This window comes from Alkalibacter mobilis (genome assembly GCF_015594845.1).
In the GTDB taxonomy this organism is placed as follows: Bacteria; Bacillota; Clostridia; order Eubacteriales; family Alkalibacteraceae; genus Alkalibacter; species Alkalibacter mobilis.
Map to the genome: position 1 here is coordinate 184020 of NZ_JADNRK010000002.1, position 25261 is coordinate 209280.

At 37.7% G+C, this 25261-nt stretch carries 26 protein-coding genes, 1 rRNA gene and 1 other annotated feature; all 27 genes read right to left on the bottom strand.

The window, feature by feature from the left end:
- Positions 1–4 precede the first annotated feature (4 nt).
- Positions 5–439: a SoxR reducing system RseC family protein gene (locus IWB18_RS01895; protein WP_195681896.1), complete on the bottom strand. Its 435-nt coding sequence runs from the start codon at positions 437–439 to the stop codon at positions 5–7.
- 16 nt (positions 440–455) lie between these two features.
- Positions 456–716, bottom strand: a complete 261-nt coding sequence (locus IWB18_RS01900; RefSeq protein ID WP_195681897.1) for a metal-sensitive transcriptional regulator — start codon at positions 714–716, stop codon at positions 456–458.
- Between the two features lie 11 nt (positions 717–727).
- On the bottom strand, positions 728–2500 hold the full coding sequence (aspS, locus tag IWB18_RS01905) for an aspartate--tRNA ligase (RefSeq protein WP_408626542.1): 1773 nt from the start codon (positions 2498–2500) through the stop codon (positions 728–730).
- A gap of 169 nt (positions 2501–2669) precedes the next feature.
- Positions 2670–2861 (bottom strand) — a binding site (T-box leader).
- Between the two features lie 32 nt (positions 2862–2893).
- Positions 2894–4369: a coproporphyrinogen dehydrogenase HemZ gene (gene hemZ / locus IWB18_RS01910; protein ID WP_195681899.1), complete on the bottom strand. Its 1476-nt coding sequence runs from the start codon at positions 4367–4369 to the stop codon at positions 2894–2896.
- A 1-nt stretch (position 4370) separates the two neighbouring features.
- Complete coding sequence (locus tag IWB18_RS01915) at positions 4371–4991, bottom strand: MBL fold metallo-hydrolase (protein WP_195681900.1); 621 nt, start codon at positions 4989–4991, stop codon at positions 4371–4373.
- A gap of 11 nt (positions 4992–5002) precedes the next feature.
- Positions 5003–5452 carry a D-aminoacyl-tRNA deacylase gene (dtd, locus tag IWB18_RS01920; RefSeq protein ID WP_195681901.1) on the bottom strand — a complete coding sequence of 150 codons (450 nt, stop codon included), beginning with the start codon at positions 5450–5452 and terminating at the stop codon, positions 5003–5005.
- An 8-nt stretch (positions 5453–5460) separates the two neighbouring features.
- On the bottom strand, positions 5461–7626 hold the full coding sequence (locus tag IWB18_RS01925) for a RelA/SpoT family protein (RefSeq protein WP_195681902.1): 2166 nt from the start codon (positions 7624–7626) through the stop codon (positions 5461–5463).
- Positions 7627–7730: 104 nt separating this feature from the next.
- A complete protein-coding gene (locus IWB18_RS01930; RefSeq protein WP_195681903.1) occupies positions 7731–8249 on the bottom strand; it encodes an adenine phosphoribosyltransferase in 519 nt (172 codons plus the stop codon).
- A gap of 63 nt (positions 8250–8312) precedes the next feature.
- Complete coding sequence (gene recJ / locus IWB18_RS01935; protein WP_195681904.1) at positions 8313–10052, bottom strand: single-stranded-DNA-specific exonuclease RecJ; 1740 nt, start codon at positions 10050–10052, stop codon at positions 8313–8315.
- A 91-nt stretch (positions 10053–10143) separates the two neighbouring features.
- Positions 10144–10536 (bottom strand): LapA family protein, encoded by a 393-nt coding sequence (locus IWB18_RS01940; protein WP_195681905.1) that lies wholly within the window; start codon positions 10534–10536, stop codon positions 10144–10146.
- A gap of 17 nt (positions 10537–10553) precedes the next feature.
- Positions 10554–11438 carry a protein translocase subunit SecF gene (secF, locus tag IWB18_RS01945; protein WP_195681906.1) on the bottom strand — a complete coding sequence of 295 codons (885 nt, stop codon included), beginning with the start codon at positions 11436–11438 and terminating at the stop codon, positions 10554–10556.
- A gap of 10 nt (positions 11439–11448) precedes the next feature.
- Positions 11449–12696: a protein translocase subunit SecD gene (gene secD / locus IWB18_RS01950; RefSeq protein ID WP_207740718.1), complete on the bottom strand. Its 1248-nt coding sequence runs from the start codon at positions 12694–12696 to the stop codon at positions 11449–11451.
- A 54-nt stretch (positions 12697–12750) separates the two neighbouring features.
- Positions 12751–14109 carry a thioether cross-link-forming SCIFF peptide maturase gene (scfB, locus tag IWB18_RS01955; RefSeq protein WP_195681908.1) on the bottom strand — a complete coding sequence of 453 codons (1359 nt, stop codon included), beginning with the start codon at positions 14107–14109 and terminating at the stop codon, positions 12751–12753.
- A gap of 94 nt (positions 14110–14203) precedes the next feature.
- Positions 14204–14347 (bottom strand): six-cysteine ranthipeptide SCIFF, encoded by a 144-nt coding sequence (gene scfA / locus IWB18_RS01960; protein WP_195681909.1) that lies wholly within the window; start codon positions 14345–14347, stop codon positions 14204–14206.
- 30 nt (positions 14348–14377) lie between these two features.
- A complete protein-coding gene (yajC, locus tag IWB18_RS01965; protein ID WP_195681910.1) occupies positions 14378–14683 on the bottom strand; it encodes a preprotein translocase subunit YajC in 306 nt (101 codons plus the stop codon).
- A 53-nt stretch (positions 14684–14736) separates the two neighbouring features.
- Positions 14737–15852 (bottom strand): tRNA guanosine(34) transglycosylase Tgt, encoded by a 1116-nt coding sequence (gene tgt, locus IWB18_RS01970; RefSeq protein ID WP_332310647.1) that lies wholly within the window; start codon positions 15850–15852, stop codon positions 14737–14739.
- A 9-nt stretch (positions 15853–15861) separates the two neighbouring features.
- Entirely contained in the window at positions 15862–16884 is a 1023-nt protein-coding gene (queA, locus tag IWB18_RS01975; RefSeq protein ID WP_195681912.1) for a tRNA preQ1(34) S-adenosylmethionine ribosyltransferase-isomerase QueA, read from the bottom strand.
- Positions 16885–16990: 106 nt separating this feature from the next.
- A complete protein-coding gene (gene ruvB, locus IWB18_RS01980) occupies positions 16991–18037 on the bottom strand; it encodes a Holliday junction branch migration DNA helicase RuvB (protein ID WP_207740719.1) in 1047 nt (348 codons plus the stop codon).
- The gene (gene ruvA / locus IWB18_RS01985; RefSeq protein ID WP_195681914.1) at positions 18034–18636 is read right to left on the bottom strand and encodes a Holliday junction branch migration protein RuvA; all 603 of its coding nucleotides are present in this window, start codon (positions 18634–18636) and stop codon (positions 18034–18036) included. Before ruvA ends, ruvB begins: the two co-directional genes overlap by 4 nt.
- Before the next feature lie 116 nt (positions 18637–18752).
- The gene (locus tag IWB18_RS01990; RefSeq protein ID WP_195681915.1) at positions 18753–19478 is read right to left on the bottom strand and encodes a YebC/PmpR family DNA-binding transcriptional regulator; all 726 of its coding nucleotides are present in this window, start codon (positions 19476–19478) and stop codon (positions 18753–18755) included.
- A gap of 68 nt (positions 19479–19546) precedes the next feature.
- Positions 19547–20173, bottom strand: coding sequence for a YigZ family protein (locus tag IWB18_RS01995; protein ID WP_195681916.1), 627 nt, complete (start codon positions 20171–20173; stop codon positions 19547–19549).
- The gene (gene hflX, locus IWB18_RS02000; RefSeq protein ID WP_195681917.1) at positions 20163–21938 is read right to left on the bottom strand and encodes a GTPase HflX; all 1776 of its coding nucleotides are present in this window, start codon (positions 21936–21938) and stop codon (positions 20163–20165) included. The genes IWB18_RS01995 and hflX overlap by 11 nt, the downstream gene beginning before the upstream one ends.
- 24 nt (positions 21939–21962) lie before the next feature.
- Positions 21963–22286: a hypothetical protein gene (locus IWB18_RS02005; RefSeq protein ID WP_195681918.1), complete on the bottom strand. Its 324-nt coding sequence runs from the start codon at positions 22284–22286 to the stop codon at positions 21963–21965.
- Positions 22287–22400: 114 nt separating this feature from the next.
- Positions 22401–23384 carry a uroporphyrinogen decarboxylase family protein gene (locus IWB18_RS02010; RefSeq protein WP_195681919.1) on the bottom strand — a complete coding sequence of 328 codons (984 nt, stop codon included), beginning with the start codon at positions 23382–23384 and terminating at the stop codon, positions 22401–22403.
- Between the two features lie 58 nt (positions 23385–23442).
- A complete protein-coding gene (locus IWB18_RS02015; protein WP_195681920.1) occupies positions 23443–24060 on the bottom strand; it encodes a corrinoid protein in 618 nt (205 codons plus the stop codon).
- 246 nt (positions 24061–24306) lie between these two features.
- Positions 24307–24978, bottom strand: coding sequence for a TetR/AcrR family transcriptional regulator (locus IWB18_RS02020; RefSeq protein WP_195681921.1), 672 nt, complete (start codon positions 24976–24978; stop codon positions 24307–24309).
- A gap of 158 nt (positions 24979–25136) precedes the next feature.
- Positions 25137–25253, bottom strand: a 5S ribosomal RNA gene (gene rrf, locus IWB18_RS02025).
- Positions 25254–25261: the final 8 nt, after the last annotated feature.

Genomic DNA, 25261 nt, shown 5'->3' on the forward strand with positions numbered 1-25261 from the left:
CAGTCTAATCACATTTTCCGATCACAGCTGTTATTTGAGGTTCGTACCCTTTAGAAAACTTTCCAGCTTTTTCAGCTATTTTTATTATCACATATGTCATGGCTGTCATAACTGTTCCAAGAAAAAACGCAGGCATGGGACTGTCGCCTAAATTCATCATTTCATTGAGAAAATAAAAACCAATGATGGCTCCTACCACAAACATTACCAGCGGGATTCCATATGCTATCATGGAAGCTTTCATAATATTGGTGAATTGCATCTCAACTTCTACGATTTCACCCTCTTTTGCTCCTATTCCATTGAATGCAACTGCCTCCATGGTCATTTTTTCTTTGCCCACGGAACAGGCACCGCAGTCACCGCAAGCTGCGTGCCTATTTATTGTAACATTTGCCTTTTTCCCTGTAATACTCCTTACTACACCAATTTCTTTCATATTATCACCTGTTCATCTATTTAAGGAACTTTTTCATCAGCCCCAACAACTCGTCCAAATCCATATCGTCTTTATTTTCAATGATTCCACTCAAACATTGTTTTGCATGATTATCAAGCACAATTGCAGATGTGGATTCCAACGCAGACTTGACAGCACTCAATTGGGTCAATAAAGATTTGCAATCTTCATCATTTTCTATCATTTTGCGAATTCCTCTTATTTGACCCTCGATACGATTTAATCTGACCAAAATATTTTTTTTTGATTCATTCATAAAATCACCTCTTAAAGTTTTTTAAGAATCAATCCCAACTCATCCAACCTAGCGTCTTCGGCTATGTCAGGAGCCATTGTCATTGGACAACTATGATTTTGTGTTTTGGGAAACGCTATAACGTCTCTGATATTGTCGGTATCTAAAATTGCCATTACAAGTCTATCCAATCCAAATGCTATCCCTCCATGTGGTGGAGTACCGTACTTAAACGAGTCAAGTAAAAATCCAAAATTTTCAGAAGCCTTCTCATCACTGAATCCCAGTGTATTAAACAATTTTTCCTGAAGATTTTTGTTGTGTATCCTTATGCTTCCGCCCCCGATCTCTGCACCGTTAAGAACCATATCATATGCCTTTGCCCTTGCTTTCAAAGGTTCCGTATCTAAAAGATCAACATCTTCATCTTTGGGACTGGTAAACGGATGATGTATGGCTACATAACGTTTCTCCTCTTCATCATACTCCAAAAGAGGGAAATCCGTTATCCAGACAAATTCGTACTTGCCTTCGTGGTTCAAATTGAGTTTTCGTGCAATTTCAAGTCTTAATTGTCCCAATGCATCCCATACTATATTCTGCTTGTCTGCGACAATCAATATCAAATCACCAGGTTCAGCACCCGTCCCTAATATTATATCATTTATTTCGTCTTCGGTTAAAAACTTTTCTATTGGTGACTTCACACCCTCTTCGGTGATTTTTATCCATGCAAGGCCCTTGGCTTGATAGATCTTGACAAAGTCTACCAAGGCGTCAATCTCCCTTCTGCTGAACAGGTCCCCGCAACCTTTCGCATTTATAGCCCTGACGTCCCCACCGTTTTTGATTGAGTCGGAAAACACTTTGAACGCAGAATTTTCCACTGCACTTTTTATATCTTTAAGTTCAAATCCAAACCTTAAATCAGGTTTATCGGACCCGAATCTATTCATGGCTTCAAGGTAAGTCATTCTTCTTATAGGAAGTTTTACTTCTACGTCCAACATTTCTTTGAAAAGACCCGCTATCATTTTTTCATTAATTGACATGACATCATTTTCATCCACGAAGGACATTTCTATATCCACCTGTGTAAACTCGGGTTGTCTGTCCTGCCTTAAATCCTCATCTCTAAAACACTTGACGATCTGATAGTATCTATCGAATCCCGATACCATTAATATTTGTTTGAATAACTGAGGAGATTGAGGCAAAGCAAAAAAATTGCCCTTTTGAACCCTGCTCGGAACCAAAAAACTTCTTGCTCCTTCAGGTGTGGGTTTTGTGAGAAATGGCGTTTCAACTTCGATGAATTCTTCATTATCCAAGAAATTTCTTATATATTTTGATACCTTGTGTCTTGTTTTCATGTTGTTTTGCATCTTGCTTTTTCGCAAATCCAAGTATCGGTATTTCAATCGTACACTTTCCTTGGAAGTATCACTGTCATCCACGTATATGGGAGGTGTTTGAGCAGTATCCAATATCTTGACATTATCACAGATTATCTCCAGCTCGCCTGTAGGTATGTTTGCATTGTAATTTCCTGCATCTCTTCTTACCACATTTCCCTCGATTTGAATTACAAATTCGCTTCTAAGTCTATCCGCAATTTTCAATGCTTCTTCGTTGTTTTCTCCATTGAATACAAGCTGTATCACTCCAGTTCTGTCTCTCAGATCTATGAATACAACTCCTCCCAAATCCCTTCTGTTCTGTACCCAACCACACAATTTAACATTTTCACCAATATTATTTTCGTTAATTTCTGCGCACATACCGCTTCTGTAATAAGTTTTCATCATTTCCTCCTTGTTTAATATATCCGTTAGATTTTATTTGTTTCAATCACAAAATATCTGTTCCCAAGATCATGTCTATATGAAAGCAATGCACCTTAAATAAAATATTGAAGTGCCAATGTTTTTAAGAGATCTTCTAAAAAAACGAAAGCCCGTCCCTGACAATTACGTCAGGGACGAGCTTTGATAACCCGTGGTACCACCCTGTTTGGTTGAATTAACAACCCACTTTGTATTATAACGCGTTTAGCGAACAGACTCCAAAGTGTTATTCCGATGAATGTACAAAAAAATGCTTTCAGTCGCGGCATTTTATCCCTGTCAGACTTAGACATCGTACTCCCTTTTTCATAGTCCCTTTATATGCAATTGTTTATTATTATAATTATTTATTTATTTCATGTCAACATCAATTAAACCACTTTTAACCGACATGATTTTTCTTTCCACTATTTTTTCAATATCTTCAATATAAATACTGAGATTTTTGACTGTTTCCAATCTCACCAAGCGATCATTTGATGGCGAGTATAACTTGCCTGAAGATCCTGCTCCCAAACCTATTATCGTTCTCTTATCCGACATTATTGCCATATTGTATATACCGTTATGTCCCTCTTTTGCATAACCAATGTTTTCTCCGTTATTGATTGAATATTTTTGTCTATACATGTAATATGGTTCATAACCGCTTTTTACAAATATATCATAGATGGTTTTTGCCGCATGGTCAACATCTTTATGGGATGAAAAAAAATCTGTACCAGATTCTTTTTTCAATCTGGAAGAATTTTTAAGTGACAAACTATGCACAGTAATATTTTCGGGTTCAAGTTTTGATATCTCAATTGCAGTTTCTATCATATCTGAGCTGTTTTCGTCTTCAAGACCTATGATCATATCACAGTTTACGGTCCTAAATTTATGAGCCTTTACCATTTTAAAAGCATTGCGGAATTCTTCTATGCTATGTGATCTGCCAATTTTATTCAAAGTATTTTCATTGAATGTCTGGGGATTTATGGATATCCTGTCAATATTCCATTCTTTAAGAACATCGAGTTTATCGTTAGTAATAGTGTCGGGGCGTCCAGCTTCAAATGTAAACTCTACTAAAGACGAAGTGTCGAAATTATCGTGTATCGCTTTCATTAGTCTGTGAATCTGAATTTTATTCAAAACGGTGGGAGTACCGCCCCCAACGTAAACAGTTTCCAGCTCAAAAGCACTTTCATTCAGAAACTTCCCCATTTTTTCGATTTCAATGACGAGACTTTCCAGATATTTCTCCAACATCTGTTCATTATTGACTGCATCATAAGTGATAAAAGAACAATAACTGCACCTTCCCGGGCAAAATGGTATGTTTATGTAAAGACTGTATTTCTTAACATTCAACGGATACAGCTCTCTGATCTCTTTTTTTGCGATGGAAACAAGCATTTCCGTTTCTCTTCCGCCTACTCTGTATTCTGTTGAAATCTCGTTTAAAACCCCTTGGCATGATTTTCCTTCAAGAAGTTTCTTGTGAGCGATCCTAGCAGGTCTTATGCCTGTCAATGTTCCCCATTTCAATTTGCGACCAGTCACAATTGAAAGAGAATCATATAAAAAAATCTTCAGTTGGTGTCTTTCGTTCAATTTACTTTCAATCAACTGCTTATACTCATATTTGTCGAAATCTAACAAATCAGCTTCCATGTGCATGGAAGTCTTTGTTTTTGTGATTTTCAAAAAATTTTTTTCGCAGCTTTTATCCAATTTTTGTTGAACTACTATCGGATATCCCGGAAAAAAAGACATCATTATTTCTCTGACATCATTCTCAAATATATCACCGGTCAAATCTAGATAAATCGCATTTCCCATTTTATACCTCTTGAAGATATGGATTTATTTTGAGTTCTTCACCAATCGAACTGCTGTCCCCATGACCAGGATGCACTTTATACTCTTTATCCAGTTCCTTAAGTTTTTTCAATGAAATCTTCATTTGGTTAAAGTCACTTGACGGAAAATCTGTTCGTCCGATAGAGCCATTGAACAAAGTATCTCCGGTAAAAAGATCTTTACCGTACAGCAGACATATGCATCCTGGAGTATGTCCTGGAGTATGTATGACTTTTAGTTCAATCCCTTCAAAAGACATAATGTCATTATCTTCTACCGCTATAACTCGTTCTGGTTTGTCGAAAGTAAAACTTCTGGAAAAATGAGCCGACAAATTCAGCTCTGGTTTAAATAGCATCTCTACTTCAGAGCTGTGCACATAAACATCTACATCGAAATGATCGGTCAATTGATTTAAATTTGCAATATGATCGTAGTGACAATGGGTCATAACTATGCCTGCAAGAGTTGCATCATTTCTATTTAAAATATCAATAAAATCCTCGATTTTTCCGACCGGATCGATAAAAACCGCAACCTTGTCTTGAATAAGTATGTAGCTGTTTGTTGTAAACATGTTCAACATTTTTTTTAAAATCATATTTCCACCCGCTATAATATTTTTTCACTGTCCAGCATTAAAGTGACAGGACCATCGTTGACCAGGCACACGTCCATATGAGCTTGAAAAACTCCCTGTTGAATATTCAAACCCGACTTTTTTAAATTCAGTACAATCTTGTCGTACAATTCCCTTGCTTCGAAAGGCGGCGCTGCTTCTATAAAACTTGGTCTTCTACCCTTTCTACAATCTCCGTATAAAGTGAACTGCGATACGATCAATATTTCTCCGTTAATGTCTTTGACAGATTTATTCATTTTATCATTTTCATCTTCGAATATTCGCAAGTTGATCAATTTATCTGCTATATACTCCATATCAGAAATTTGATCTTCCTTCTTAATACCCAAAAATACCAAAATCCCCTTTTTTATGCTTCCTACTGTTTTTTCGTCAACTTCCACCGAAGCTTTGTTGACTCTTTGAACTATTGCTCTCATAGTCACACCTATATTCTGTATATTGAAATTATTTCAGGTATTTTGTTCAATTTTTTTATAAGTTGATTAAGCTCTCTGGTACTCTTGACCTCAAAAGATATATTGAAATATGCATAGTCTTGGTCCGTCCTGACATTTAAAGAAACTATTGTTATATTTTGATCGGATAAAACAGTTGTAACTTTTGTCAAAAGTCCTTTGGCATCTTTTGCTTTGATGTTGATTTCAGAAACAAAGTTGGCAACGGTATATTTTACCCATTCGACGTCGATCAAACGTCCAATATCATCTGCATTTCTGATGTTGGAACAATCTGCCCTGTGAACACTCACACCACGACCTCTTGTAATGTACCCAATTATTTTATCGCCCGGTACCGGGTTGCAGCATCTTGAAAACCTTACAGCCATATTTTTAAAACCCGAGACCTTGACTGCTTTTTCCAACTTGTCATAGCCCGCTGTCGGTTTGCTGGATTTGCTTTCTACTTGTATCTCTTCCAATGTAGGATGTTCGGGTGCAAGATTCAGTTCATTTTTGAATTGATTCTTTATCTTTTGAATAACAAAATTCGGTTTTATACCTCCATACCCTATCGAGGCATACAAGTCATCTATAGAATTGTAATTTGACTTTTGAGATACATATTCCAAATAATTATGTTTAAGCACATTGGATTGCTGAAGCCCCTGTCTTTTGACTTCTTTTTCCAAAAGTTCCTTGCCCTTTTGAATATTTTCTTCTTTTTTGTCTTTTTTAAAATATTGTTTGATTTTATTTCTGGCATGGGAACTCTTGACGATTTTTAACCAGTCCCTGCTGGGTCCGTTTGAATGAGACGATGTAAGCACTTCTACTATGTCCCCATTTTGGAGTGTATAGTTTAATGGCACTATTTTACCATTGATTTTTGCCCCAATACATTTGTTTCCGATGTCGCTATGAATCCTATATGCAAAATCCAACGGGCATGAGCCCTTTGGCAACTGAATTACATCCCCTTTTGGTGAAAAAACAAATACTTCATCGGTAAACAAGTCAACCTTTAACGTCTCCATAAATTCACTGGCATCTTGAAGTTCTCTTTGCCATTCAAGTATTTGACGAAGCCACACCAGTTTCTCCTCGAAATTGTCACTTTCTTCTATGCCTTCTTTATATTTCCAGTGTGCCGCAATTCCAAATTCCGCAGTCTTGTGCATTTCCCATGTGCGAATCTGAATCTCGAATGGATCACCTTTAGGTCCTATGACAGTTGTATGCAATGACTGGTACATATTGGGTTTGGGCATAGCGATATAGTCCTTGAATCTTCCCGGTATTGGCTTCCACATTGTGTGCGCGACACCCAATACACCATAACAATCCTTGATGCTGTTGACGATGACCCTTACGGCTATCAGATCGTAGATTTCCTCAAAACTTCTATTTTGCTGGTACATCTTTCTGTAAATGCTGTAAAAATGCTTGGGTCTGCCTTGAATGTCCGCCTCAATTCCAACGTCTGCCAATTTTTCTTTTAATATTTCTATTACGTCGGTGATATATTTCTCTCTTACTTCTCTCTTTTGTGCTACTTTACTGACCAGGTCATAATATCCCTCTTCGTCGAGGTATCTGAGCGATATATCTTCGAGTTCCCACTTGATCTTTGAAATACCAAGCCTGTGAGCAATTGGACTGTAAATATCCAATGTTTCCTGTGCTTTGGCCTTTTGTTTGTCTATCGGCATATATTTTAAAGTCCTCATATTATGCAATCTGTCAGCAAGCTTGATCATGATCACTCGTATGTCTTTAGCCATGGCTATAATCATTTTTCTAAGACTTTCAGCTTGTTGTTCTTCTTTTGTCTTAAATTCCAGTTTGCTGATTTTTGTCACTCCATCCACCAAATCGGCAATTTCTTGACCGAATTCCCGTTGAACATCCTCGAATGAATAATCTGTGTCTTCAATGACATCATGGAGTATGGCAGCAGTGATCGTAGGCACGTCAAGCTGAAGGTCTGCCAAAATCATGGCCACCTCCATGGGATGAATTATATAATCTTCACCCGAGACACGTTTTTGCCCTTGATGCGCCTCCAAAGCAAGATTATAGGCTTTCCTCAAAACCTCTACATCAGCTTCTTTATTGTATTCTAATACCTTGTTTATAAGTTTGTTGTTCATAATTTCACCACCCAACGTATAGCTAGTTCACAACACCGTCGAAATTTAAAGAAAGCAGCCTTGCTGCTTTCCATCATCTATAACTTAAATATTTTGATCCCAAATCAATAAGGGTATGAAACCAAGGATTCCACACGATAATTGGAAAGTTTTTCTCGACCTTTTAAATCGGTAAGTTCTATCAAGGTCATTATTGAAACGACCTCTCCTTTAAGTTGTTCGATCAATTTTGCTGTTGAAAGCAAGGTGCCACCCGTAGCCAACAAATCATCTATGATTAAAATCCTTTGTCCGGGTATTATTGAATCCTCGTGAATTTCCAATGAGTCCTTGCCGTATTCAAGTACATAATCTTGAACCAAAATCTTGTGCGGCAATTTTCCAGGCTTTCTTATAGGTACAAACCCGGCATTTATATTATATGCCAAGGCAGTGCCAAATATAAACCCTCTAGCTTCAGGCCCAACGACCAAATCCACATCCAAATCTTTAGCCAGCTCAGTGAATTTATCAATACTGTATTTTAAAGCTTCCTTGTCTTTCAATAAAGTTGTAATATCTTTAAAGCTTATTCCCTTTTCGGGAAAATCAGGTATTACTCTAATCTTTTCCTTTAAGTCCATCTATACCCCACCTTTGCATTATCGTATATATTTTATCACTAAAATACAATTTATAATAGAATTTTATCTGTATTCCTTAATTACGATTTGAACATTCCTTCTGCCCTGATATTCATTTATGGTTGGCTGATATGCTATGTCCATAGCATATCCATTACCTTGATTATTCAACAAGACGGACATGGAACCTTTACCGTATTTATTGTCCATATATTTATCGAAATCATCGGAATATTTAAATATAATGCCTTTAAATTCATTCCCGATTGGGTCGCGGAGATCAACGATAAGAACATTTTTGTTGGCTCCGACGATTCTTGCTCCCTTAAAAACCACTTTTTTATCTCCAAATACAGGAACTGGATTCCCCTTGCCAAAGGGTTCCATTTTACTCAATTCATTTAAAAAACTCTCTGTTGCAAATCTTAGAGGCATGAATAGATCCAATCTTAATTTCGGTTTGATATCATCGTCAGATAGAGGAAAGTTTTCATTTAAAACGATTCTCAATTTTTCTATGTTATGTTCTTCCATTGACAAACCCACAGCCATGGGATGTCCGCCGAACTTTGAATACAACCTTTTGTACTTTGTCATTTCACTGAATATATCGTAGCCCTCTACAGATCGACCAGAACCTTTCACGAGACTTTCAGTTTTGGCAAGTACAATCGTAGGCAAATTAAATTTCTCTTTTATTCTTCCAGCGACTATCCCTGCAATACTTTCATGCAAGTCCGGCTGATATAAAACCAATACTCTGTCATTTTTATATTCCTCTACTTGTCTGTATGCTGAAACTACACCTTCTTCTGTTTGTTCTTTTCTTTCATCGTTCAACTTCTTTAATTCAGAAGCCAATCTGCAAGCTTCAGACCCTTCATTGCAAAAAAACAGGTCCAACGCTTTGAATGCGTCCTTAAGTCTTCCAGCTGCATTTATACAGGGACCTATTACGAAGCCGATATCGTATGAAGTTATTTTTTTATCACCTAACCCATTTTCGTCGATCAAGGATTTCAAACCAATATTTTCAGTCAAATGCAGGCTTTCCAAGCCTTTTTTAACAATATATCTATTTTCATCGAGCAAATCAACCACGTCACAAACAGTAGCTATAGCTGCAAATTGTAGAATTTCCGTTTTTCTGGGATAATCATCCATAAATTTAACTGCTAAGGCTTCGGACAATTTATAGGCAATGCCCGCTCCGCATAAGCTTTTAAAAGGGTACAAACAACTGCTTTGTTTTGGATTCACCAAACAATCTGCATCCGGGATCAATTCTTCCCCTTCTTCAACCGCCAATTCGTGATGATCAGTTATTATCACAGTTATACCATTCATTTTAGCCAATTCGATGGGCTCAAAGGCACTTACACCATTGTCGCAGGTTAAAATGGTATCAACTCCGTCCTCCAAACATTTGAGAACTATCCTGTCATTTATTCCGTAACCATCATTGACCCGATCGGGTATGTCGTAATCAACCAAGCCTCCGCAATCTCTAATAGTGTTCACGAGAATATACGTGGACATGATTCCGTCTACATCATAATCACCGACGACTCTAATATGTTTTTTTTCTATTATTTTTCTTCTTAAAATTTCTGAACTTTCTTCTAAATCTTTCATCTTAAAATTTGATTTTATATAAAGCTTTGGATCAAGATAACTTTTAATACATTCTATAGAATCAAGGCCTCTATTAACCAATAAATTGGCAAATTGTTTCGACAAGCCAAGAGCTTTCGAGAGTTTATCGACATCGCCCTTTTTATTGGTCAAAATCCATTTTTTCATCGATCATCCTCCGTAAAATACTCTTTAATACACAAAGAGATAAAGATTTCTTTACCTCTTTGTTGGTTTTCGTATTATTAAGAATTTATCTCTAGTCTTGAATATCTTCACTGTCAATGTCGACAGATCCTTCCAAGTTGTCGGCATTATCATTTACAGTCTCAGTTAACGAATCGGATTTGTCATCAGGCTTGTTTGAATTTTCCATTATTTTCAGTGCATCTTTTGCAGCCGACAGTTGCCCTTCCAATTCTTGGACCTGACTCTGTAATTTTTTGATGCTTTTGCTGCTCTTTATGTAGTTGTAAATATTGAATAAACCTAAAATAACAGCACCAAGCGCCACCGAAATCAAAATCACCAAAGCCAATGAAGCTTGACCGTGAACAACAAAAAAATTGATGTCTACCGGTTGAGCATTCTGCAATGCAAAAATGCTAACCAATATCGCAAATATTATCGAGAGTATGAAACCTGCCTGCATGATATCTCCTCTTTTCCTTAAATATTTTTTGCAGATTTTCTTCTGCTCTTATATAAGTACCAAATAGAGCTTGCAACAAAAATCGAAGAATATGTTCCACTTAAAAAACCAACTATCATTGGCAATGTAAAGTCTTTTATGGACTGAACTCCGACAAAATACAATGCTCCAATGGCCAGTACCGTAGTAAGCGAGGTATTGATCGATCGTCTCATTGACTGTTGTATGCTGTCGTCAACGAGATTTTCAAAATCATATTTATTATACTTTCCTCTATTTTCTCTGATCCTGTCAAAAACCACTATGGTGTCGTTGATCGAATAACCTAAAATTGTAAGTAACGCTGCGATAAATGGAGTGTTGACCTGAATGCCCAAGACCGCATATACTCCTAAAACGATAATTATATCGTGAACTAATGCAATTACTGCCGCTACGCCGAAAAAAGGTTCAAATCTAAATGAGATGTACACAAGCATTGCCACGATCGCCACAACAACAGCTATTAATGCCTGCTTTTTCAACTCATCTCCTACAGTAGCGCTTACATTGTCAATCGAAAGCAAATCATCAGCCTGTTCTATCCCGAATTTTTCAGATAGAGCATCTAAAAAATCTGCTCTCTGTTGCTCACTTAAATCTACTTTAGTACTCAAAATCATTTGATCCCTATCTTCTCCAGCATAGGTTATATCCGCATTTTCGTCAAATTTATCTGAGATTTCTCTTATATCGGAGGTTTCGAATTGTTGATTTAAATCTACGTGAACTATAGTTCCTCCTGAAAAATCGATGCCAAGGTTAAGACCGCTCAACAACAAGGCTCCAATACTGACTAGAATCAACAGCCCTGAAAGGATAAAAAATTTATTGTGATTTTTAGTTATTTTGACTTTTATCATAAACTGCCTCCTAAGCTCCGTACATTTTTTTATTATTCAAAATCGAAGCATTGATAAATGTTTTCAGTATTCTCTTTGTCAATACAAAAGAAGTAAACAAACTCAATATAATACCCAGCATTAAAGTAACCGCAAAACCTCTTACGGAACCGCTTCCCAAAGTGAACAATACTACACCGGCAATCAAAGTGGTTACATTTGAATCTATAATTGTGGTAAAGCCTCTCTTAAAGCCGGCATCTACAGAAGCCAATACAGATTTTCCCAATTTTAACTCTTCACGTATTCTTTCAAAAATGATTACATTTGCATCTACAGCCATTCCTATGGAAAGGATTATCCCTGCTATTCCAGGAAGAGTCAAAGTGTATCCAATTGCTACCGAACTAAGCATAAACAGTATGATATATATTGATAAAGCTATTGTCGAAACGAAACCCGGAGCCCTGTAATATAAAAACATAAATGCAAATACCAAAGCCACCCCAATCATTCCGCCCAGCAAGCTCTTATCAAAAGAATCCTGACCCAGCGTTGGCCCTATCGTCCTGATCTCAACCGCATCCAATTGTACCGGTAGCGCTCCGCCTTTTATCAGCATGGCCAAATTGCCGGCTTCATCAATGTCTCCCATACCTTGAATAACGGCTTGGCCATCAGTGATCACAGCATTAACAACAGGTGCAGATATCACTTCGCCATCCAACTTGATCTCTATGACCTGATTCAAAAATTCTTGTGTTGCTTGGGCAAATGCCTGAGTACCCTCTTCATTCAATTTTAAGGAAACTACCGCTTCTTGAATTCCCATGGAATTATTTTGGTACACTGCTGTCGAATCCATCACGTGTTCTCCGGTAATTACCGTTTCTCCATCAGGTCCAACAAATTCCAATTGAGCGGTCTTTCCAATCAACTCCAAAGCCTCCTGCTGATCAGATATGTTAGGTATCGAGATCCTGATCCTGGTGTCTCCTTGTCGCGCAATAACAGGTTCAGAAACTCCCAAAGCATCTATCCTTTGTCGAATCGTAGCGATGGCTCTATTTATCTTTTCATCTGTAATAGGATCAGTTTCGGTTTCTTCAGCCTCCAAAACCACATATACTCCTCCAGTCAGATCCAACCCGTAATTGATCGCATCCTTTACTGGAATAATTTTATAATTTCCCAAAGACATGCCATTTATTAGAATCCATCCAATAATAAGGATAATGACCAATATCGCCGACAACTTTACTCTGTTTTTTAATTCCATATGCATCCTCCTCGTACAAAACAACATTTATTATATATTTTGTGATTTATAACGTCAATTTTGATTGTCCCGGTCCTCAGCCTGTTGAACTATCTTTATCATCACTGCACATTCCACTCGTTTTTTCTCAAGTTCACACCCTAATTCATAAGGTTGATAAATGTCTTTATTGAAGTTGTATGCATTGGCAAAACAACCTCCACCGCAATAATATTTTGCCCAGCAATCATTACAAGCTTTTTTATCAGTAAGGTTTACCCGCTCAAAATCTTTTCTCAGATCCGTTCTTACTATACCCTCTTTTAAACTTCCCAAGACAAAATCTTCTATACCCACAAACTGGTGGCATGGGTAGATCTCTCCTGTCGGCGTTACCGAAATATAATCAGTACCGGCACCACAGCCCGATACTCTTTTATATGCACATGGTCCCCCGTGTAGATCGATATTGAAGTGAAAGAAATCAAAGCCTTTGCCTGAACGCCAATAATCCAAATACCTGACCGCCAGATCTTCATATTCATTAATCAATCTATCCAAGTCTTCATCAGTCAAGGCATATGACATTTCAGGTGACGCAACGACTGGCTCCACTGATATGCTTTTAAAGCCTCTATCAGCCAGATCCATCACATCTTTGGAAAAATCCAGATTGTTTTTTGTAAACGTACCTCTAACATAATGATCCTTGTTACCTCTGAGTTCAACCATTCTTTTTATCTTATCGATTATAAGGTCATAAGTACCTTCATCGGTAACGGTTTTTCTCATCTTGTCGTTTGTTTCTTTTCTGCCATCAAGGCTCAACACGATATTTGCCATATTTTCATCAAGGTATTTCATGTTTTCATCATTTAAAAGTAGTGCATTTGTAGTCATGGTAAATCTAAATTCTTTGTTGTATTTCTTTTCTATAGATCTCGCATATTCAACAAGATCCTTCACTACTGAAAAATTCATCAAAGGTTCTCCGCCAAAAAAATCGATTTCTAAATGTTTGCGTTCCCCTGAATTTTCGATCAAAAAATCGATTGCTTCTTTACCGGTTTCATAGCTCATTAGCAGCTTATCTCCGTTGAAACTGCCTTCAGCGGCAAAACAATAGGCACATCTCATGTTGCAGTCATGAGATATGTGCAGACACATTGCTTTTACATCCCTGTTTTTAATGATCTTTTCATCAAGCACAATATCCTCACTGTATAGTATCCCCTGATTTTTCAGATAAGTTAATTCATTCCAAACCTCAGCGAGTTGATCCTCGTCGTATTTTGTTCCCAATAAATCAAAACACTTGTCCTTGTCCGGAAAATAATCCAATACTTCATAAGTAAGCTCATCTATCTCGAATACTGAACCTGAATTGATATCCATCAGTATGTGATGTCCATTCAAATAATATTTATGTATCATTTTTTCCTCCTAAAAAACTTGCTATTGATTATGCACTCGCTATTGCAACAAACAGAAAATTAGCAGTAAATATAAAAATATTTACTGCCAATTCCTATACTTCAGTATTTTCGCATTTTTGATTTCCTACAGTACAAGAAGTTTTACATGCAGATTGACAAGATGTTTGGCACTCTCCGCAGCCTTTTCCATCAACTTTGTTCAAATTTCCAACGTTGATAATCTTAATGTGTTTCATAATTTCACTCCTCGTTAAATATTGTTTATCTTATTTTTCTTCTTTTGTTTCCTCAAATTTCACATCTTCTTTGTTTAAAACATCAGCTACGGCGGTTCTGCTCATCTGAACTTTTACATTGTCAGGCTTCAGTTCGATTATCAATCCATCATCTTTGAATCCTGCAACACGGCCATAAAATCCTCCGATCGTGATGATCTTGTCGCCCTTTTGAAGACCTTGCCTCATATTTTGAATTTTTTTCTGCTGTTTGCTTTGAGGTCTGATCACAAAAAAATAAAAGAAAGCAAAAACAGCCACTATTGGTAAAAAAGAAATTAAATCCTGTGTGCTCATCGGTTAAAAAACCCCTTTCAAAGTATTGACTTTAATTATAGCATTTTTTTTTGTTAATATATATAATTCTTGAAAAATTCATTTTTATAATCTAAAAGATTGTCTTCCATGATAGCTTTTCTGATATTCTCCATCGTCTTCAAAGTAAAATGAAGGTTATGTGAAGAGAGCAGTCTCAAGCCCAATATTTCGTTAGCTTTAATAAGATGCCGCAAATACGCCCTAGAGTAATTTTTACATGTATTGCATTCACAATTGGGATCCAGTGGAGTAAAATCTTTTTCATATTTGGCATTTTTGATAACAACTCTGCCCAAAGAAGTCATGGCAGTTCCATTTCTTGCTATTCTGGTTTGCAGTACACAATCAAACATGTCTATCCCTCTGATCACGCCTTCAAATAAAGCATCAATGCTTCCCACGCCCATAAGATACCTGGCTTTGTTTTCCGGCAGAAAAGGCACTGTGTAGTCCAGGACTTTGTACATAAGCTCCTTTGACTCACCAACACTGAGTCCTCCTATTGCATAACCGGGAAAATCGATATCTACAGTTTGTTTTGCGCTCATTTCCCTTAGATCCTGATACATGCCGCCTTGAACAATTCCAAACAACGCCTGATTTTCGGTGTTTTTGTGAGCATCTTTGCATCTTTGTGCCCACCTCAATGTCCTTTCCATGGATTTTCTTGAATATTCGTAATCCGCCGGATAAGGTGTGCACTCATCAAATGCCATCATAATATCTGAACCCAAAATATTTTGTATTTCCATGGCTTCTTCCGGTCCTATAAAGTGTTTTGATCCATCCAGATGGGATCTGAATGTTACCCCCTCTTCTTTTATCTGTCTTAAATCCCCTAAGCTGAAAACTTGAAATCCGCCGCTATCGGTCAAAATCGGCATATCCCAATTCATAAATTTGTGCAGACCTCCAGCCTGTTCAATCACTTCTGTTCCCGGTCTGATGTAAAGGTGATAAGTGTTGGACAGTATAATCTGAGCCCCGGTGGATTTTACATCTTCAGGTGTCAGACTCTTGACCGTAGCCTGGGTTCCAACAGGCATGAATATTGGGGTTTCTATTATTCCGTGAGGTGTATGTAGTTTCCCAAGTCTAGCACCGGTTTGACTGCATTTCTTTAACAATTCATATTTTACCGCCATAATATCCTCCTATTATTTTATAAACATACTGTCTCCAAAACTAAAAAATCTATACTTGTTGTCAACAGCCGACTTATATGCATTCATAATATTTTCTTTTCCAGCAAATGCTGAAATCAGCATAAGCAAAGTTGATTCCGGAAGATGAAAATTTGTTATTATCCCATCTACCGCCTTGAATTCATATGGAGGATATATAAAAATATCTGTCCATCCACTTTTTTCTCCGATAGGATAACCATCCCCGAAAACACTCTCCAAAGTCCTTACCGAAGTTGTGCCCACACCGATTATTCTTCCGCCGTTTCTCTTGGTTTCATTTAAAATTTCTGCAGTTTCTTTGGTTATAGAATAATATTCGGAATGCATTTGATGGTCGGTTATATTCTCAACTTTTACAGGTCTGAATGTTCCTATTCCGACGTGTAGTGTTATATAACATATATTTACTCCCTTTTTTCTGATCTTTTCCATTAAATCCACGGTAAAATGTAATCCGGCGGTAGGCGCAGCAGCAGAACCGGTCTCTTTTGAGTAAACAGTCTGATATCTTTCCCTGTCTTCCAATCTTTCAGTTATATAAGGTGGCAGGGGCATATGACCCAAGTCGTCGATTATATTTTCAAATACACCTTCATAGGTAAATTTAATTCTCCTGAGACCATCCTGTTCAATAGATTCGATTTCTCCAGTTAAAACATCTCCAAATGACAAGATATCCCCTGGTTTTGCTTTTTTCCCTGGTTTTACCATGATCTCCCATTGGTCTTTACCAGTTCTTTTAAGCAAGAGAATTTCAACTTTACCATTTCTTGATTTATTTTCTCCAAACAAACGGGCCGGCATGACCCTTGTATCGTTCAAGACCAGGGTATCGCCCTTGTCAAGCATGTCGACTATTTCATAAAACCGTTTATTTTCTATGGTTCCAGTTGCTCGGTCAAGTACCATCATTCTGGCCTGATCCCGATTTTTTATTGGGTGCTGAGCTACGAGTTCCTGAGGCAACTCATAGTAAAAATCTTTTGTTTTCATTTGTTCTCCTGTCTTCATAACATCATATTGATCAAATTGCAGTGTCACTTCAATTTTTGATTTAAAAAAATCTCCTTTGGGTCGATTACCCTTTCGGGAGATTTTGTTAGCCCTTCGCATCAAAAAAACTTATGTTATCACTCTCAATAGGTATTCCCATATGCTCAAATGCTCTACGAGTGGCAACACGTCCACGTGGTGTTCTCTTAATGAAGCCCAACTGCAACAAATAAGGCTCGTAGACATCTTCGATAGTCGATTTTTCCTCATCGATGGTGGCAGAAAGTGTGTCCAACCCCACAGGCCCACCGGAAAATTTTGTAATGATGCTGGACAACATTTTTCTGTCCACCTCATCAAGCCCGATTTCATCAACTTCCAGAAGCTCGAGAGCTTCTCTGGCCGTCTCCAGATCGATCACACCGTTTCCTCTGACTTGAGCGTAGTCTCTGACTCTTTTCAACAACCTGTTTGCTATTCTAGGCGTTCCTCTTGAACGTCTCGCCAGCTCTCGGGCACCTTCGACCTCTATACTAACATCTAATATGCCCGCACTTCTCGTCACTATTTCAGAAAGTTGATCTGTGTTGTAGATCTCAAGTCGCGAAATCACACCAAACCTGTCCCTGAGAGGTGATGTAAGAAGTCCTGCTCTGGTAGTTGCTCCAATCAATGTAAAGGGAGGCAACTCTAATCGTATAGATCTTGCTCCAGGGCCTTTTCCCACGATTATATCAATTACAAAATCTTCCATGGCAGGATAAAGTATTTCTTCAATATTTCGATTCAATCTGTGTATTTCGTCAATAAAAAGAACGTCTCCTCTATTAAGCCCTGTGAGGATCGCCGCTAAATCTCCCGGCTTCTCAACAGCGGGTCCTGAAGTTATTCTTATATTTACACCCATTTCGTTGGCTATTATATTTGCAAGGGTAGTTTTCCCCAACCCCGGAGGACCATACAACAAGACGTGATCCAACGTTTCGTTTCTTTCAGAAGCTGCCGTTATAAAAATTTTCATCTTCTCTTTGACTTTTTCCTGGCCTATATAATCAACAAGTTTTTTAGGTCTGAGACTTTTTTCTATATCCAGGTCAGTTTCTGTGAATTCAGTTGTTATTATTCTATCTTTCACAATATCATCCCCAGTCATTTATTTCCGAATTTGCTTGCTTTCAGGGCCATTTTGATCAAATCTTCTATTGGTTTGTTCTCATCAAACACCTTGTTAACCATGGCTAAAGCCTCAGTGTATGGAAACCCTAAAGATTCAAGAGCTTCAGAGGCCTCCTTTAATTTATCTGTCATGAACGGATTTGAAGGCATGGAAACATCAGAAGTAAAATTGAAATTTTTATATTTGTCCTTCAATTCCAGGATCAACCTGTTAGCAGTCTTCTTGCCTATCCCGGGAGCGGAAGAGATTGCTTTTTCATCTGAAGATGAAATGTGCTGTATGAATTGATCCATGGAAAATGTCGACAGTACTCCCAGTGAAACTTTTGGACCAACTCCCGAAACACTTATCAGATCTCTAAATAATTTTCTTTCTTCTTTGCTCCAGAAACCGTATAAAGTCATTTCATCTTCCCTTATGTGCTGATGTATATATATTTTCACCTTTTCTTTGTCCTTGGTCAATTTTGCGAGCGTCTGTGAAGAGACTAAAATCGAATAACCGATTTCTTTGCATTCTACTATTAGTCTATCTTCGTCTGCACCTGCAATTGAACCGATTATATATTCGTACAATTTAAAACCCCTTCCCTGAAATCTTTTACTTTCCGTTAAATAATGATTATTGCAAATATTTGATTATCAAGTCCATTATATATAAATCTGCAGTTTCAGGCAAACATATATTCGATTTACTCTTCCTCCCAATTATGATAAACCTCTTGGATATCGTCATTATCATCGAACATGTCCAGCATCTTGTTCATTTTTTTCTCGTCATCTTGATTAAGTTTGGAATACGTCGTAGGTATCATTGCCACTTCAGCCGAGGCAAAAGCGTAGCCCTTTTTGTCCAAAGCACTATACACCTTGTCGAAATCCTCTGGCTCCGTTATGATTTCATACCCTTCATCCTCTACATTTATATCGGAAGCACCTGCTTCGAGAGCTACCATCATAAGTTCATCTTCATCAGATTCCCCATCATTTTCGATCATTATCTGACCTTTCTTTTCAAACATAAAAGATACGCAACCGGTAGTACCTAAATTCCCACCATTTTTATCAAATGCATGTCTTACATCGCCGGCTGTTCTATTTTTATTTTCGGTCAATGCTTGGACTATAACTGCAACACCACCTGGACCATATCCTTCATAAGTTATTTCTTCATAATTAGTCGACCCAAGCTCACCAGATCCTTTTTTTATCGCTCTATCTATGTTGTCGTTAGGCATGTTCGCCGCTTTTGCCTTTGCTACTGCATCCCTGAGCCTTGCGTTCATCTCGGGATCAGAGCCACCCTCTTTAACTGCAACTGCAATTGCTTTCGATAACTTCGTATAGATTTTACCCCTGATAGCATCTGCCTTGCCTTTTTTATGCTTAATGGTTGACCATTTTGAGTGTCCTGACATAAGATTTCCTCCTTGAAATAATTTTGCTTTTATATTTTAACATAGCAATATAGTTCAAACCAAATTTTTTAACTTTTTTCAACAAAAATATCTCCAACGCAAGAAATATCACCGCCGTTGGAGAGTTCTACGTATCCTTTCACGAATCTGTCGACCTGGTCCTTATTCACGCTAACATCAAACAATACATTGTCGGTGAAATCCATGTTGTTGACAACAAGATCGAATGTCGAAAAGTAATTTTGCAAAGTTCCAATCATGCTATAGTCTGATATGATCCGGCAACAAGTGTGTAATTCCATCCGAACGATCGTACTTGCATCTAAAACCGATTTGGCACTTTGTGCGTAAGCTCGAACAAGACCACCCGTACCCAGTTTGGTCCCACCAAAATACCTTGTTACGACCACCAGAGTATTGCTCATGCCCAAACCCTTCATGCAATCGTAAATAGGTTTTCCAGCTGTCAATGAAGGTTCTCCGTCATCAGAGTACTTAAAAGTGTTCCCGTCAGGATCCAAGATATAAGCATATGTATTATGAGTAGCCTTATGGTGCTCCTTTTGTACCGACTTAAGCAACGCTTCTGCTTCATCAACATTTTCAACGTGGAACGAAAAAGCCAAAAACCTTGACTTCTTAATAACAATCTCCGTCATGGCAGTTCCTTTAACGGTATTGAAATTATTGAGCATGATCCTTGCCCCTATCTATCACATGTTTATTTTTCTCACTGACTTTGATTTTTAAAATTACGCCATCCTCTTCGTAGGATTCATCTACTACGACTCCCATGTCATGGAGATAACTTACATATTTACTGTCACTATATGGAACTTTTATAGTCATTTCAATCAAGGATCCAAAAATCTTTTTAATTATGGTTTCCCTCAGAACATCGATTCCTTCACCAGTCAATGCACTTACCTTGATTTTGTCACCCCGTATCAAATCAAAATTTTCCAACTGGTCATCATCAACCAAGTCAACCTTATTAAAAACATATATCGATTCCTTGTTCTCACATTCTATTGATTTCATAACATCTTCAACAATTCTGATCTGCTGGTAGAAATTCGGATTTGAACTGTCTATCACATGAAGGATCAAATCTGCATCTCTTACTTCATCCAATGTGGACTTGAATGATTTTACAAGGTCGTGAGGTAATTTTTCAATAAAACCAACAGTGTCCGACAATAAAAATTCCTTGTCATCCTGCTTGATTTTACGGGTTTTTGAATCCAGCGTGGCGAATAACTTGTCTTCCGCCAGTACTTCGCTTGATGACAGAACATTAAAAAGTGAACTTTTCCCTGCATTGGTATACCCCACCAATGAAACCACAGGCATTTCATTTTTAACTCTTCTGCTTTTTTGTGTCTTTCTGGCGGATTCCATATCCTTTAGCCGTTTTTCCAGAATATTCACTTGTTTGTAAATCGACCTTCTATCAGTTTCAAGCTTCTTTTCTCCCGGGCCTCTGGTTCCGATCCCCCCGCCAGTCCTGGACAATACTTTTCCCATTCCCATAAGTCTGGGCAATCTGTATTTTAATTGTGCCAACTCCACCTGTAGTTTACCTTCACCGGATTTGGCATGATTTGCAAATATATCAAGTATCAATGCTGTCCTATCGATCACTTTAACTCCCAATACAGTTTCTATTATTCTCAGCTGTATTGCATTGAGTTCATCATTGCATATCACCAGATTGGCATTTTTGATTTGGATAAGTTCCCTGAGTTCCTGAAGTTTTCCTTTTCCGATGTAAAAATTCGAGTCGATTCTTTCCTTGTTTTGGATTACCATGTCCAATGGCTCGACCCCAGCTGTAATGGACAGCTCCTTTAGCTCATTCATTGATGATTCAATGTCCAGGTAATCTTTTTGGCTTTTTAAATTTACTCCAATGAGAATAGCCCTTTCCTTGTCATCTTCAACTATGGACAGGGATTTTCTTCTGTATTTTCCGACTCTTTCCGTATAGTCGCTTATATCGAGTTCGTTTAGTCCTTTCAAATCAAATATTCCCAAATCTTTAACAGACACCTGTCCGTCCTGAACATCCAAAACTGCAGCTCCTATCAAAATCTTTCCATTTTGAACGGCAACAGCGCCTAAAAGGTCGAATCCTATATTTATCATTGCTGAAATATCCTGTTCCGATAAAATCGGGTTTCCATTTGGATGAGTGTGAAAACTTTTAACTCCTTGGATCTTGTCGTAGTCCATCTCAGGAAAAGAAGTACTTCTGAAATCACCCACACCAATCTCTAAAATCTCATTTCTTTTATCCGTTACAATTATAATTTCCCTATTGGTGGATTCGGTAATATCCAAGAGGATTTCTGCCGTCTGCAAATCGAGATAAGATCCATTTTCCATGATGTAGCCTCTAAGATCTTCAAGTTGCTCCAACGTTGATTTCTTCAATCCATCAATATTTCCGTAAATCATTCGATCACCTTGCTTCCATTTGTATTACTCTTCTTCATAAATTTTATGTATTTTCTTCTTAATCAAAACATCTATGATTTTCTTGATTATTGCATATATGAAAACCAATCCGTAGACTAATTGAACTTCTATTGTTTTCGTTAGTGCCATAGTTCCAAGGACAGCATAAACAAAACCTGAAAAAGCATCCAAAAGATGCTGTATCAATTTCAATTTTTTCACCTGTTCATTATCCTCTTCGTCTTCTTCATCAACTTTCAGGCCCTTGTAAAAATCCATGATCCCGATTATTATCATTGCAGTACCGAATACCACCAAAGCCCATACTAAAATCTTTTGTATGTCCATTTTATCACCCTTCAGGTTATTATTTTGTGCTCTTATCATTATACAGAAGGCGCGGCATCAATACTAGTGTTTTTAAAGCAGCCAATAAAAAAACACCCTAGGGTGTTTTTTGACTTAAAACATCTCTTTGCTGAGTTGGTCGATGACCTCATCTGTTGCTTCATATACTCCTGGAAATGAACTTATATTTAATCCTTGACTCAAACATGGAATAAAATACACTTTTCCACATTCTTCGCAAGCTTTTCTTGCATCATCGTATATCTTTTCACGAGTCCAACCCGGAAAGTCTACTCGACCGCTATCTATGTTTCCCATAAAAGTGATTTTTTCTCCGTAATTTTCTATCAGCTCGGGAATATTATTTGTGGTCATCGCCCCCTGCCAAATATCAATCCCCATCTCTACCATGAATGGAACCAGATTTGCCGCATAACTATCACAATGATGAACAATCAAATCTACGCCATTCTCTTTCCAAAATCCGTATATTCTCTTGTAGGCCGGCAAAATGAACTCTTTAAACATTTCCGGCGACAAGAAGCTGCTTATTTGACTACCCCAGTCATCGTGGTGAAACAATGCATCAGGTTTGATATGCTTTAAGTACTCTGCAGCATAAGCCAGTTCGTACTCTATCACGTATTCGATCAATTCTTTCATTGCCTCAGGTTCTTCATACAAAGCCATAAGAGCGTCCTCCATGCTCATCAAGTGGTGTGTCATCTCAAATACACCCGGAGCACAAAATGCAGTTACGTATTTTTCGTTTCTGTCTACACTGTTTGCGTGCTCTACGGCTGCAGCCCACTCTTCATCCGAATATTTAACGGAAGGCGCTTTTACATAATCTCTCCACTTAGTAATATCTTTTAAAACTTTGTGATCTTCATCATGCATTGGAAATGATCCTATTTGACCTTCTGGCCAATCAAAAGTTATACCCCATTTATTTTTGACACGTGTACCTGGAGCTGGAGCCAGCGGCAAATCCATAGGGGCCTCCATTATTATGTCCATAAATTCATATTGCTTCACATATCTGTCCGGATTTCCACCTGAGATAACTTCCTGCAAATTTTGTTTAATAGTTAACATATCAATTCCCCCCGTTTTTATCGATTTATATTGTTTTACTTATCTAATATTAGTCTTATTATTTCAACAGTTCTTTCGCCTTGGTTACAGCGCTACCAGCATCAGGAGCGTATCCGTCTGCCTTGATTTCTGCTGCATACTCAGGTGTTACAGGTGCTCCACCTACGATTACAGTGAATCCTGCTTCTTTAAGTGCAAGCGATGTCTGCTTAAGTGCAGGCATTGTAGTAGTAAGAAGTCCTGATGCAGCTACTATAACTGCGTTGTTCTCTTTAGCCACTTCTACAAACTTCTCTGCTGGTACGTCAACTCCAAGATCGATCATTGTAAATCCTGAGCTCTCAAGCATCATGCTTACAAGGTTCTTTCCTATATCGTGAAGGTCTCCGGCAACTGTTCCGATAACGCATGTTCCCAAAGATGTTGAAGCGTCTCCTGCCAACAGGGGCTTAAGTACGTCTACACCCTTGCTCATTGCTTTTGCTGCTATAAGCATTTCGGGTACGAAGATCTCTCCTGCAGAGAACTTGTCTCCAACTACTCCCATGGATTCGATCATTGCATCCAATATCTCTTTTGGCTGTGCGCCTTCGTCAAGTGCTTCCTGAACCAAACCTGCTACCAATTTGGTTTTTCCCTTTGCTACCATTTCCTGTACTTCTTGAATTTTTGACATCGTTGTTTCCTCCCTGATTGTAATCGTTTTAATTTGTTTTTTTAATAACCATGACACAATTTTCAATTTTGCTTGCAAGCAATTTAAATATACACAATCTTGCTTATAAAGTCAAATGTTTTTGTAAATTCTTTGTGCATATTTATTTTCATCAAGCACTTTCTATGTATTTTAGTTATTTATTGCATTTTTCAACACAAAAGAAGGACTAGGATTTGTTTACAAACAATTCCTAGTCCTTTTATTTTAATATTCAACATATAAATAATTTTTCACACGTTTTAATTCTGGATGTTCTTCCAACAATCTCTCCACAGTCATTTTAGCTGAAATCGTTAATGTTTGCATAATCAAATGGTTGGTTTGTATTTTTAAAGCATAAAACATCTGATCCAAACAAAGTTGAAACAGTTCTTCCTTTGTTAATTGAAGTTCCTTTTCATATTGTTTTAAAGTCAAACCCCGTATAACTGAAAAAGCCATGGTCACGCCCCGATCGCATAAGATATCTTTCTCCTGGTCAGGTATGTCCGGATTTTTCTCCACCATTTTTTGATATAATACGTACAATTTTCCTTCTCTAGTCGCCTTTTCCAACAAATCAAGCTTGTTCATCTCGTAAATAAAACGATCATAATCCGGGTCAATATCAGTTAATATAAAGTGCAATTTAAAAAATGTCAGAATTTGCAGCAATTCATCCTCTTCAGTGAGATACATTTTAACGTGTTTGTACAAAGTTTCATAGTTAAAATTTAACATGTCACTTGCGATACAATCTTTAGTCTTAAAATAATAGGTTATAAGACCTAAATTCACACCTGCTTCTTTGGCTATCATTTTATTGGGTGTATTGATAAAGCCGTTCTCCAAATACAATCTTTTTGCCGTATTAAATATTTTGTCTCGAGTATTCATGTAAGATGCCCTCATTCTTTTTTCCTTTTATAATAACATACATCTTTTAAAACTCCAACTTGGAAAGCTATATTTTTAGCTTTTTAAAATAGCATTTACTGTCTTCTACAAAAAAAGAAAAAACCCTCGGTCATAAGACCAAGAGTCATTCTTGTGGAATCCCGCAGCGACATACTCTCCCAGGACGTCGCCATCCAAGTACCATCTGCGCAGGAGGACTTTACTTCTGTGTTCGGGATGGGAACAGGTGTAGCCCCTCCGCCATTGCCGCGGAATTACTTTA